Source organism: Nonomuraea deserti, from assembly GCF_004348685.1.
GTDB classification, from domain to species: Bacteria; Actinomycetota; Actinomycetes; order Streptosporangiales; family Streptosporangiaceae; genus Nonomuraea; species Nonomuraea deserti.
On sequence record NZ_SMKO01000125.1, the window covers coordinates 15921 to 28458 of the forward strand.

The following is a 12538-nucleotide window of genomic DNA, read 5'->3' on the forward strand; positions in this document are numbered from 1 at the left end:
AAACGCTTAAGCCCGCCCCGATGAGGACAGAGCGGTCCGGATCGCCGTAGTCTGTGGATTCAAGAGATCATGCGGCGGTCGTGGCAGGGGGCTGCGACCCCTGCCACAAGCCCACGGAGCGAGAGTTCGCGCGTGATCACATTCGACGCTGTCACCAAACGATTCCCGGACGGAACGGTCGCGGTGGACGACCTCACCATGGAGGCTCCCACAGGCGAGATCACCGTGCTCGTCGGGCCCTCGGGCTGCGGCAAGACGACCTCACTACGGATGATCAACCGCATGATCGACGCCTCGGAGGGACAGATCCTCCTCGACGGGGTGCCGGTGCAGAGCATCGACCCGCCGACACTGCGTCGCGGCATCGGGTACGTCATCCAGCAGGCGGGCCTGTTCCCGCACCGGAAGATCGTCGACAACATCGCCACCGTCCCCCACCTCCTCGGCTGGGACCGGAAGAAGGCCCGCGACAGGGCCATGGAGCTGCTCGAACGCGTCGGGCTCGACCCGGAGCTGGCCGGCCGCTACCCGTTCCAGCTCTCGGGCGGGCAGCAGCAGCGCGTGGGCGTGGCCAGGGCGCTGGCCGCCGACCCGCCCGTGCTGCTGATGGACGAGCCGTTCAGCGCGGTCGACCCCGTGGTGCGCACGAGCCTGCAGGAGGAGCTGCTCAGGCTGCAGGACGAGCTGAACAAGACCATCGTGTTCGTCACGCACGACATCGACGAGGCCATCAAGCTCGGCGACCGGGTGGCGGTGCTGCGCGTCGGCGGCCGGCTGGCGCAGCTGGCCGCCCCCAAGACGCTGCTGTCGGAGCCGTCCGACGACTTCGTCCGTGAGTTCCTCGGGCATGACAGGGGGATCAGGCGGCTGCAGTTCGTCTCGACGGAGGGGCTGCGCCTGCGTACCGACCTGACGGTCCGGGACGCCGCAGGCGGCTCGTCGGAGGAGCCGTGGCGGCTGGTCGTCGACGAGCAGGGCGGGCCGGTCGGGTGGATCTCCTGGTCGCGCCCCGACGAGCTGGAGCCGTTCGGGTCGTTCCTGTACGGCCGCGACTCGATGCGCTCGGCGCTCGACGCGGCGCTGCTGTCGCCGTCCGGCTGCTCGGTGGCCGTGGACGATGAGGGCAAGGTCGTCGGCGTGGCCACCAGGGAGGCGCTCGACGAGGCGCTGGCGGAGGCCGCAGATGGGTGACGGTCCCCCTTCCCTATGGGAATGGATCGGGCGCAACTGGGACACCGGACGGGCGGGCAGCATCAAGGACCTGCTCATCGACCACCTGACCATGTCGCTCGTGCCGATCCTTTTCGCGCTGATCGTGGCGCTGCCGCTGGGCCTGGCCTGCGTGCGCTGGCGCTGGCTCTACCAGCCCGCCTCCGGCCTGATGAACATCGTCTACGCGCTGCCGTCGCTGCCCGTCTTCATGCTGCTGATCTCGGTGACCGGGCTGTCGCAGACCACGGTGATCATCCCGCTCGCCTTCTACGGCGTGGCCGTCCTGCTCCCGGCCGTGGTCGGCGGGCTGGACTCGGTGCCCGACCACGTGCGCCAGTCGGCGGTCGCGATGGGCTTCTCGCCGCTGCGCCGGCTGCTGGCGGTGGAGCTGCCGATCGCGGTGCCGGTGGTGCTGGCCGGCCTCCGGGTGGTCGCGGTCTCCAGCATCAGCCTGGTCAGCGTGGGCGCGCTGATCGGGCAGGGCGGCCTCGGCGGGCTGTTCACCCGGGCGTACCAGAACCCGTTCATGCCGCCGGTGATCGTCGGCATCGTGCTGATCGTGCTGCTGGCGCTGATCGCTGACGGTCTGCTGGTCCTGGCTCAGCGGGTGCTCACCCCGTGGGTACGCGTGCGGAAGGGGGTGGCGTCGTGAACTGGCTGACCTCGTTCTTCGTCTGGATGGGCGAGTTCTTCGGCAACGGCGCCAACTGGTCGGGGCCCGGCGGGATCCCCATGCGGCTGCTGGAGCACCTGGAGTTCTCGGCGCTGGCGCTGCTGCTGGCCGTGCTGCTGGCCGTGCCGCTGGGGCTGGCCATCGGGCACACGGGCCGGGGAGAGGTGCTGATCGTCGTCTCCGCGAACCTGGCCAGGGCGCTGCCCACGCTGGGGCTGCTGGTGATGTTCGTGCTGCTGCTGGGCACCGCGTCGATCTGGCCGGTGATCATTCCGCTGGTGCTGCTGTCGGTGCCGCCGATCCTGGTCAACACCTTCGAGGGCATCAAGGGGGTCGATCCCGAGCTGCGCGACGCGGCGTACGGGATGGGACTGCGCGGCGGGCAGGTGCTCGGCCGGGTGCTGGTGCCGGTCGCGCTGCCGCTGATCCTGCTGGGTTGCCGGCTGTCGGCGATCCAGGTCGTGGCCACCACGACTGTCGCGGCCTACACCGGGCTCGGCGGCCTCGGACGCTACGTGATCGACGGTTTCGCGACGAAGGATTACGCGAGCGTCGTCGGCGGTTCCGTATTGATTGTGCTGTTCGCGCTCGTGGTGCAGCTCCTGTTCGCGCTCGCACAGAGGGTGACGGTCTCGCCGGGGGTGAGCCAACGAGTGAATGTTCGATAGCCTCTCCCGCTTGAGAAGGGAAACAACATGAGACGCATGTTCGGCACCGCGGCGGTGCTCGTGTCAGCGGTCCTTACGCTGGCCGCCTGCGGTGGCGGCGGCACCACGGGCAACCCGCTCGACACCACGAGCGCGGCCCCCAGCGGTTCGGCCTCGGGCGGGGGCAAGGCCGTCATCGGATCGTTCGACTTCGACGAGAGCGTGCTGCTCGCCTCGATCTACGCCCAGGCCCTCGAGGCCAAGGGCGTGCAGGTCGAGGAGAAGCCGCGCATCGGCAGCCGTGAGGCCGTCTACGACCAGGTCAAGAGCGGCGGCCTGACCATCGTGCCGGAGTACAACGGCAACCTGCTCGCCTTCATCGACCAGGCGTCCACGGCCGCCACCACCGACGAGGTGAACACCGCGCTGAAGGAGAAGCTGCCGGCCGAGCTGGAGGTGCTCGACTCCTCGCCCGCCGAGGACAAGGACACCCTGTCCGTCACCAAGGACACCCAGACCAAGCAGTCGCTTACCACCATGGAAGACCTCGCCAAGGCCTCCAAGAGCATGGTCGTCGGCGGTCCGCCCGAGTTCAAGAAGCGGTGGGAGGCGCGGTTCAAGGACGTCTACGGGGTCGAGTTCAAGGAGTGGAAGCCCACCGGGCCCACCACGGCCGACGCGCTGAAGGACGGCACGATCCAGGTCGGCAACGTCTTCAGCACCGACCCGAAGATCGCCGCCAACAACCTGGTGCCGCTCCAGGACACCAAGAACATCTTCCCGGCCCAGAACGTGACGCCGCTGCTCCACAAGGCGTCCGCCTCCGACACGATCCGCACGACGCTCAACGGCATCTCCGCCAAGCTGACCACGCAGTCGTTGCTGGAGATGATGCAGAAGATCTCCGTCAACAAGGACGAGCCCGCCATGGTGGCCGAGGAATGGCTGACCTCCAACGGCCTCGCCTGACGCCCGCCGCGAGGGTCTCCAGACGCCGGGGGCCCTCGCGGTGAGCGAGTTCACGGAGGCGATGGCGCAGCTCGCGGCCGGCGTGGCGGTGGTGACCGTACGCGACGGGCGCGACGATCTGGGCGCCACGATCTCGGCGTTGATGTCCGTTTCGCTGGAGCCGCCGCTCGTTCTGGTGAGCCTGGGCAGCCGCGGCTACCTGAACGAGGTGCTGCTGCGCCAGGACCGCTGGGCCGCGTCACTGCTGTCGTCGGGTCAGGCGGCCATCGCCAGCCGGTTCGCCAGCGTCGGGCGGCCCAGCGCCCGCCTGCTGGTGGCCGGCACGCCGCACCACCGGGGGCCGCACACGCAGGCGCTGGTGGTGGAGGGCGGGGTGGCCGCGCTGGAGGCCGAGACCACCAAGGTGGTGCCGGCCGGCGACCACACCCTCTACATCGCCGCCGTCCTCGCGATCGACTACGTCGAGCCCGAGCTCCAACCTCTCGTGCGGCTCCGCGGCCGCTACCGCGCGACGGGCGCGTGACGGCGGGCGTCACGTCGGTCAGCCGGGGTCAGCGGATCGCGTACCACGCGGGCAGGATGAGCGGGCCCGAGGCGGGGAGGCCGAGCTCGGCCGACAGCCGGGCCAGCGGACCCCAGGCGTCCATGCGGATCCTGGCCAGCGCGGCCGACTTGTCCTCGCTCGAGTCGGGGCCGCGCAGGCGCTCCAGCGGGTTGAGCCGGGGATAGCTGCGCACCGGCGCGTCGTCGGCCAGCCCGGCCCGCCGACGTGCCAGGGCCAGCGCGTCCTCCAGCCCGCCCAGCTCGTCGACCAGCCCGCTCGCCTGCGCGTCGGCGCCGGTCCACACCCGGCCCCTGGCCAGCTCGTGGGCGCGGTCGCGGGTGAGGTCGCGGCTTGCGGCCACCTTGCTCACGAAGTCGTCGTAGATCCGGTCGAGCCAGGCGTTGATCCGCTCCCACTGCTCGGGGGAGAACCCGCGGGACGTCGCGAACATCCCGGCGTTGGCCCCGCTGCCCACGAGCTCGGTGTTCATCCCGATCTTCTCGAACAGCTCGGCGAGGACGGCCTTGCCGCCGTAGACCCCGATCGAGCCCGTCAGCGTGCCCGGCTGCGCCACGATCACGTCGGCGCCCATCGACACGAAGTAGCCGCCGGAGGCGGCCACGTCGCCCATCGACACGATCACCGGCTTGACCTTGCGCGTCAGCGTCACCTCGCGCCACACCGTGTCGCTGGCGACGTAGGAGCCGCCCGGGCTGTCGACCCGGAACACGACGGCCTTGACGTGCTCGTCGCGCCGGGCCGCCCGGAGCGCGGCGCTGATCGTGTCGGAGCCCATCGCCCCGCCCCCGCCGACCGGGCTGCGCCCGCTCCGGCCGGACCTGATCATGCCGTGGCCGTGGACCAGCGCGATCGCGTCGGCCATCGGCTGCGGCAGCTTGCGTACGGCCGCTCCCTTGGCGTAGCGGGAGACGTACAGCAGGTGCGCCTCGGCCCCCGCGGAGCGCTTGACCTCGTCGTAGACCTCGTCGCGGTAGGCCAGCTCGTCGACCAGCCCCGCCTCCAGCGCCTCGGCGGCGGTGAACGGGCCCCGGTCGATCAGCTCGCGCACCTTGGCGGGGTCGAGCCTGCGCCCCTCGGCGATGCCCGCGACCAGGCTCTCGGTGACCGACTCCACGATGCGGCCGATGGACTCGCGGTGGGCCTCGGTCATGTGGTCCTGGGTGAAGGTGTTGGCGGCGGTTTTGTACTCGTGCCGTTGGCCCACTTCGTAGCCGACGCCCAGCTTGGCCAGCGTCCCTTTGACGAAGCGCTGCTCCACCGCCACGCCGGTGAGCCCGACGTCGCCGCTCGGCTGCAGGTAGACGCGCTCGAAGGCGGTGGCCAGGTAGTAGGGCACGGTGCCGCCGCCGAACTCGCCGAACGTCTCGGCGAACACGATGGCCGGCTTGCCCGAGGCGCGGAAGTGGGTCACCGCCTGGCGCAGCTCCTGCACCATGGCCAGGCCCATCGGGTTGCCCCCGACCTTGACGACCAGCCCCCTGACCCTGGGGTCCTGCCTGGCCCGCCGGAGCCCCGACAGGACGTCGGACAGGCGCGGTTTGCGCATCGACAGCACCGCGGCGAGCGGATCCGACGGTGGGCCCTCGGTGAGGCCCTCGGTGAGGTCGAGCTCCAGCACCAGCGGGGCGGTGCGCCGCTGGCGAAGCTTGTCGACGGTCTCGAAGATCGCCTTGCCTGCGTCCATGAAAGCCACCCTAAGCGACACGATTCGAAACGCGCTGAGGACCGTGCTCGAGTTCGCCGCCGCGCCCGTGCTCTCCGCGGGCGCGGCGAAGCGGCACCGGCCCGGGCCCTTGACGGTCCGGCTGCCGCGATAGCTTCGAGGTGAGCGTTGGCCCAGGGAAAGGAGCGCGGCGGGGTGCCCGAGATCTCGATCCGTCTTCTCGGACCGTTCGAGGTGCGGCTGCCGGACCGTACCGTGAGGATCGCCTCGAAACGGCAGCGGGCCCTGCTGGCGAGCCTCGCCCTGTCGCCAGGACGCGTCGTGCCCGTCGACGTCCTGACCGAGCGGATCTGGGGCGCCGACCTGCCGTCGAGCCCGCGCGAGGCCGTGCAGAACAACGTGCACCGGCTCCGGCGGCTGCTCGGGCCGGAGCTCGGCGGGCTGGTGCGGAACGTCGCCGGCGGATACATGCTGGACGTCGGCCCTGACCAGGTGGACGCGTCGCGGTTCGACCGGCTCGTCCGCGCAGGGGAGCAGGCCACGGACGGTGAGCCTGCGCGCGCCCGCGAGCCGCTGCGGGCCGCGCTGGAGTTGTGGCGGGGCGAGCCGCTCGGCGACGTCGCGTCCGACTCGCTCCAGCGCGACCACGCGCCCGCGCTGACCGAGCGTTACCTGGCGGCCGTCGAGCGGCGGATCGACCTGGACCTGACGCTCGGCGACCGCGCGCCGAGCACGCTGATCGCCGAGTTGCGTGTGCTGACCGCGCGCTTCCCCGTACGCGAGTCGCTCTGGGAGCGGCTGCTGACCGTGCTGATCGCGGACCGGCGGCAGGCCGAGGCGCTGGAGGCGTACGAGTCCGTACGGAACACGCTCGCGGACACCCTCGGCGCGGACCCGTCCGCCCAGCTGCAGAGCTTGCACCGGCGGCTGCTCACCGGAGACCCCGAACCGGAACGCGTGACGCCGCGGCAGTTGCCGCCGGCGCCGACGGGTTTCGCCGGCCGGACGGCCGAGCTGGCCGCGCTCGACGAGCAACTCGACCGCTGGTCCGGCGGCGGGCTCGTCCTGGTGGCGGTCCATGGCGTCGGCGGGGCGGGCAAGACCGCGCTCGCGGTGCACTGGGCCCGGCTCAGGCAGGACCGCTTCTCTGACGGGCAGCTCCACCTCGACCTGCACGGCTACGGCCCTGGCCGGCCGGTGACGGCGGAGGCGGCGCTCGGCCGGCTGCTGCGCTCGATCGGCACGCCGCCCGACCGCGTTCCGGACGATGCGGGGGAGGCCGCGGCGCTGCTGCGCACCCTGCTCGCCGGCCGCCGGATGCTGCTGCTCCTCGACAACGCCCACGACGCCGAGCACGTCCGGCCGCTGCTGCCGGGATCCCACTGCTTCGTGATCGTCACCAGCAGGAGCGACCTGCGGGGCCTGGCGGCACGCGATGGGGCGCACCGGGTGGCGCTGCGCGAGCTGGCCGCCGCCGACGCCCTGGCGCTGCTGACGGCGGCGATCCCGCGGCACAGGGCGGAGGCGGAGCCAGGCGCGCTGGCCGAGCTGGCCCGGCTGTGCGGACGGCTGCCCTTGGCCCTGCGCATCGCCGCCGAGCTGGGCTCCCAGCACCCCGATCGTTCCCTCGCCGAGCTGGTGGACGATCTGCGGCAGCGCAGGAGCCCGCTGGACGCCCTGGCCGACAGCGATCCGGGAGCTGACCTGCGTACGGTGTTCTCGTGGTCGTACGACCTGCTTCCGCCGGAACTGGCGCGCGCGTTCTCCCACCTTGGCTGCTACCCGGGCAGTGACATCGGGCTGCCGGGCGCGGCGGCGCTGCTGGACGTCGCGCCGGCCGCGGCGCGCGCCCTGCTCGACCGGCTGGCTGCCGTGCACCTGCTGGAAGCGTACCGGCCGGGGCGATACCGGCTGCACGACCTGCTCGGGGAGTACGCCGCGGAACGGCTGGCCGCCGACCGGCCCGAAGCGGGCGCGGCGGCGTTGCGCCGGGTGCTCGACTGGTATGTCCGGGCGGCCAACGAGGGACGGGCCGCGCTCGGCTTCTCCCAGCCGGTCCCGATCTCCCGCGGCATCGGCGCGACCGCGGTCCCGCTGCCCGCCCTGTCCGGCAGCGGCGCGGGTCTCGAATGGTTCGAGGCCGAACGAGGCACGCTGGTCGCCGCCGTCGGCGCCGCCGTCGGCCACGGCCTGCCGGATCACGGCTGGCAGCTGGCGGTCGCGATGCGGGACTTCCTCGACCGGTCACGCTATCTCGAGGACTGGCTGGCGGTGGGCCGGTCCGGCCTGGAGTGCGCCAGGAAGCTCGGCGATCCGCTGGCCGGATACCAGGCCGCGTTCGTGCTCGGCGGCGCGTACTCCCGCACCGGCGCGTACGACGACGCCGACGCGACGCTGCGCGACGCCCTACGGCACGCCGAGCAGCTCGGCGACCCCGCGAAGATGTCCCGGGCGCTGAGCGTGCTCGGGGTGCTCTGGCAGCGGGCCGAGGACTACGACCGCGCGCTCGCCTGCCACCGGCAGGCGGAGATCGCCGCGCGGCCCGCGGCGAACACGGCGGTCCGGGCGCATGCCCTGCTCAACTACGGCGCCGTCGAAATACTGGCCGGGCGCTACGCCGACGCCATGGAGCACACCCGAGCGGCGCTGGAGATCTACCAGGAGCAGGGCCTCGAACTGCAGGAGTCGTGCGCGTTGGCCAACCTCGCCGCAGCGCATCAGGGGACCGGCGAGTACACCACGGCCCTGGAATACTGCCGGATGGCGCTGGAGATCACCCTCCGCGTGGCCGACGTGAGCGGCCAGGTCGAGGTGCTGACGACCCGGGGTGAGATCCAGCTCGCGATGGGCCGTCAGGATGCCGCGCGCGACTCCTGGGAGGAGGCGCGCGGGCTGCTCCGGCCCACCGATCCCAGCTACGCCAGGCTCGACCTGCTGCTCAAGGGCCTGGGCTGTTGATCACATGCCGTGGGGTTCGCCCCGTGCACGGCCGGCGTGCGCAGCCTCGGGCGGAACGGGCGCCCCGGAATGCGGGTCACGGGCCTCTCCTCCTGGATGTGCGGTCGCAGTCAGGTCCGGGACAGCACATCAGGGCCCGCTATCAGATCGCTCTCACGTTCCCACCGCTACGGAAGGCGCGGCCCCCGTCCGGGAGGAAGGGGGCCGCGGCAGCGGGCGTGCCGGATGGCGGCACGGCACGGGCGCCGAGAGGCTATGGGGTGGGTGGCGGGAGGCGCGCACCCACCCGTGGTGTTCGCCGGTTACCGGGCCCGCAACGCGGCCCACACGTCGATGCGGGGCGTGGTGACCTCCGTGCCCGCGCTCCCGTACGTGATCGGCTTGCCGGTGCGCTTCAGCGTCTCCAGCAGCTTGTCCACCGGGGCGTGGCGGCGCTTCTGGTGCAGCAGCGCGAAGGAGCCCGCCACGTGCGGGGCGGCCATCGAGGTGCCGTTGAGCGTCGCGTACGCGTTTCCGGCGATCGCCCCCGTGATGGACACGCCCGGCGCGTAGACGTCGATCAGCGTGCCCCGGTTGGAGAAGGAGGCCACGGCGTCCTGCTTGTCCGTGGCGCCCACGGCGACGGTGTTCGAGACGCACGCCGGCCACGACACCGACGCGTCGAAGCCGTTGTTGCCCGAGGCGACCACCGTGGCGACGCCCTTGGCGACGAGCTTGTCCACCTCGGCCTTGAAGTCGGCACCGTCGCCCGCGTCGCAGGCGGTGGCGTACTCGCCGCCGCCCAGGCTGAGGTTGACGGAGGCGATGTTGTACTGGTCGGCCAGCAGGTCGACGTACGCCATGCCGGTCAGGATCGACGAGTCGTAGGCCAGGATGCAGACGGGCCGGCCGGAGCAGTACGGCGAGTTGTCGAAGCGGCTGAACACCTGCACCGGCACGATCCGCGCCTTGGGCGCGACACCGTCGGCGGCGAACTCGGCCGTCCGCTGCCCGGCGGCGATGCCGGCGACGTGCGTGCCGTGGTAGCAGAGGCCGTACTGCGGTTGCGGGGCGTCCTTCATGCAGGCCGCGCTCTCGGCGTTGGCGGCGCCGTCGCCGATCTGGAACTGGCTGCCGTTGGCGCACAGCGGCGCGGAGCCGTCGGCGGGGTCGGCGGCCGAGAAGCACGCCTGGGCCACGATGCGATCGCCGAAGGCGGGGTGGTCGTTGTCGATGCCGGAGTCCAGGATCGCGACGGCCGTGCCCTTGCCGTTGAAGCCCCTCCGGTGCGCCCGGTCGGCGCCGATCAGGGGGATGCTCTCGACCAGTGACGGTTCGTTGAGCTTGTCCTTGCGGATCGAGACGACCCCTGACTGCTCGGCGAGCTTCTCGAGCTCGGCGCGCGTTCCGCGGTAGACGAAGAAGTCCAGCGCGCCGGCCACTTCGGCGGGTGGCTCCGCCAAGACGTTCTTCTTGTCCCGCTTGATCCCTTCCGCGCTGGACAGCAGGGACTTCACCTGGGCGGGCTGCTGCACGCGGACGATGGCGCGGTGCTCGCCGCTCGCCGTGATCGCAGGATCGATCTTGGTTTCGGGGTCGGCGAGAGCGGGTGTGGCGGCGAGCGCGGCCGAGGTGGCGGCTAAGGCGATCGCGCCGGCCAGCAGAGACGAGAGTCTCAACTGATCCTCCGGTGGTTCAGGGGGCATTTCTCACCGGAAGTGTAGTAATCGGACAAACTGTTGTCAGAGGGGCGGATGTGTTCTGTTACCTGTTCTTGTTCTGTCCCGTTCCGTGGTCACCGGCGAGGCCGGAGTCTCCGGGCTCCGGCCGTGACGCCCGTTCAGACGCGTGCGGCAGGGGTGGCCCGCTCGGCGTCGATCCTGGCGGTGACCGTCGAAGTGCCCCCGGCGTCGTACCGGATGGGCGTGCCCGTGCTCTTCAACCGCTGCAGGCTCTGGGCGACGGTGTTGTTCGCGTACGCCTGCTTCATCAGCGCGAACATCCCGGCCACGTGGGGCGCGGCCATGGAGGTGCCGCTCAGCTCGGCGTACGCGTCGTCGGGGACCGAGGAGTTGATGTCCACCCCGGGCGCGAACAGGTCCAGCATGGCCCCCCGGTTGCCGAATGCCGCAGGGGTGTCGTCGTCGCCGGTCGCGCCCACCGCGACGGCCGTGGAGATGCAGGCAGGGGAGGAGACACTGTTCGGGGAGCCGCTGTTGCCGGCCGCCACCACCGGCGCCACGCCCTGCGCCACGAGCGCGTCGAACTCCGGCTTGACCCCCGCGGCGGCGGGGTCGGCGTCGCACGCCGCGGTGAACAGGCCCCCGCCGGCCAGGCTCAGGTTCACCGCCGCGACGTTGTTGGCCCTGGCGACCCGGGCCACGTACTCCAGCGCCAGCTTCTGGTCCGAGGTGTAGCTGAGGAAGCAGGGGGCGCTGCCGCCCCCCGACCCGCAGGTCAGCGGGTTGTCCACGCGGCTGAAGACCTGGATCGCCAGGATCCCCGCCGCGGGGGCGACGCCGTTGGACGGCGCCCCCGCGGTCACTGCGCCCGCCGCGATACCGGCCACGTGCGTGCCGTGCGAGCAGGCGTTCGCCCCGTTGACCAGGCACTGGGCGGTCTCGGCGTCCGCCGCGCCCGGCCCGGTCTGGCTCGGCTGGTTGTTCGGGCAGAGCGAGACGGTGCCGTCACTGGCGTCGGAGGAGGAGAAGCACGCCTCGCCCACCAGCCGGCCGCGGAAGAACGGGTGGTCGCGGTCGATCCCCGTGTCGAGCACGGCGACCGTCGTGCCCCTTCCGGTCCAGCCCGCGGCGTTCGCCCGGTCCGAGCCGATCAGGGCGGTGCTGGCGTCCAGCGTCGGGTGGCGCAGCTCGTCCTTGTAGACGGACTGGATCCTCGCGTCCTTCCTGAGCTTGGCCAGCGTCCGCTGGTCCACCTCGGCGACGAAGAAGCGCGACGATGACGCCGCCTCCAGGACCCGGCTCCCCTCCGAGGCCTGTTCGAGGTCCTTGGCCACGGCGTCGACGTTCTGGCCGGGCTTGAGCTGGATGATGGAGCGGACCCGGGTCTTCGCCTTGATCTCCGCGACGAGCGCGGGGCTGATGACGGGGTCGTTGCTGTCTTTCGTGTCGGCTTGCAGCGGTGGGGCCGCACACAGCACGGCGCACAGGGCGGCCAGCGCGCTCGCGCGGGCTGACAGAGACCGTAGCCTCACATGTTCCTCCGAAGGTCGGTTCGTCCTTGAGGCGGGAGCGTTCCGGCTCCTGGCCCGCGTACAGCCGCATTCATCCCCCTTGCCACAACGGTGATGTGGGAGATGAAAGCGAGCAGCGCGACCTTGGAGACGTTTTTGCCTCAGGGCGACCAAGGGAAAGTCCGGTCGTAAGAGACCGGCCTTTCCCGCATCCTTCGGTCACTTGGCGGACGTGATGACCTTGTTCGCCGCCTTCTTCAGCGCCGCCGCGGACGGCTTCTCGCTGAGCCGCACCTTTTCGGCGGCGGCCAGCGCCGTGGTGCCGTTCGTGCCGTGCGCCCAGTTCAGCCAGGCCGTCAGCAGCGCGCCGTCCAGCTTGGCCTTGCCGGTGCGGGTGTTCTTCAGCACCCGGTACGCCTTGCCGAGCGAGGACGCCTTCGTCAGCTCGGGGAACACCTTGCTCGACTTGCTGATCAGCTTCAGGTAGCAGGTGAGCGTGTCATCAGGGATCGTCCCGCTGCTGCGGTGGATCTCCACGGCCCACTTCCCGGCCGTCAGCTTCTTGGCCGCCTTGCCCCGCGTGCAGACGGTGGCCGCCGGTTTGGCGACCGGGCTCGCGGTGACCGTCACCGTGACCGTCACGGTGGGCAGCGGCACCGGCTCGGGGTCGGGGGCGGGG

General features: G+C 71.6%; 10 protein-coding genes. 6 read left to right on the forward strand and 4 right to left on the reverse strand.

Annotated features, from left to right (window positions below; translation table 11 throughout):
- Nucleotides 1-132: 132 nt before the first annotated feature.
- From E1292_RS33510 to E1292_RS33530, 5 genes are read left to right on the forward strand one after another with little or no spacing between them, the layout of a single operon-like run.
- Complete coding sequence (locus E1292_RS33510; protein WP_132600438.1) at nt 133-1191, forward strand: ABC transporter ATP-binding protein; 1059 nt, start codon at nt 133-135, stop codon at nt 1189-1191.
- Entirely contained in the window at nt 1184-1864 is a 681-nt protein-coding gene (locus tag E1292_RS33515) for an ABC transporter permease (protein WP_132600441.1), read from the forward strand. Before E1292_RS33510 ends, E1292_RS33515 begins: the two co-directional genes overlap by 8 nt.
- Nucleotides 1861-2553, forward strand: a complete 693-nt coding sequence (locus tag E1292_RS33520; protein ID WP_246090516.1) for an ABC transporter permease — start codon at nt 1861-1863, stop codon at nt 2551-2553. The genes E1292_RS33515 and E1292_RS33520 overlap by 4 nt, the downstream gene beginning before the upstream one ends.
- Before the next feature lie 27 nt (nt 2554-2580).
- Nucleotides 2581-3501, forward strand: a complete 921-nt coding sequence (locus tag E1292_RS33525; RefSeq protein WP_132600444.1) for an ABC transporter substrate-binding protein — start codon at nt 2581-2583, stop codon at nt 3499-3501.
- Nucleotides 3502-3541: 40 nt separating this feature from the next.
- Nucleotides 3542-4024: a flavin reductase family protein gene (locus E1292_RS33530; protein WP_132600447.1), complete on the forward strand. Its 483-nt coding sequence runs from the start codon at nt 3542-3544 to the stop codon at nt 4022-4024.
- Between the two features lie 28 nt (nt 4025-4052).
- On the opposite strand, the gene sppA is transcribed toward E1292_RS33530, so the two are convergent.
- Entirely contained in the window at nt 4053-5771 is a 1719-nt protein-coding gene (gene sppA / locus E1292_RS33535; RefSeq protein WP_281284081.1) for a signal peptide peptidase SppA, read from the reverse strand.
- 126 nt (nt 5772-5897) lie between these two features.
- On the opposite strand from sppA, the gene E1292_RS33540 reads away from it, so the two are divergent.
- Nucleotides 5898-8687, forward strand: coding sequence for an AfsR/SARP family transcriptional regulator (locus E1292_RS33540; RefSeq protein ID WP_132600453.1), 2790 nt, complete (start codon nt 5898-5900; stop codon nt 8685-8687).
- A gap of 302 nt (nt 8688-8989) precedes the next feature.
- Here E1292_RS33540 and E1292_RS33545 read toward each other — a convergent pair whose 3' ends face one another.
- The 3 genes from E1292_RS33545 to E1292_RS51575 form a co-directional block, all read right to left on the reverse strand.
- On the reverse strand, nt 8990-10345 hold the full coding sequence (locus E1292_RS33545) for a S8 family peptidase (RefSeq protein ID WP_165974870.1): 1356 nt from the start codon (nt 10343-10345) through the stop codon (nt 8990-8992).
- Nucleotides 10346-10506: 161 nt separating this feature from the next.
- The gene (locus E1292_RS33550; protein ID WP_132600459.1) at nt 10507-11880 is read right to left on the reverse strand and encodes a S8 family peptidase; all 1374 of its coding nucleotides are present in this window, start codon (nt 11878-11880) and stop codon (nt 10507-10509) included.
- A 198-nt stretch (nt 11881-12078) separates the two neighbouring features.
- Nucleotides 12079-12538, reverse strand: a 460-nt coding sequence (locus E1292_RS51575; protein WP_220447182.1) for a hypothetical protein, incomplete at its 5' end; no start/stop codon positions are given.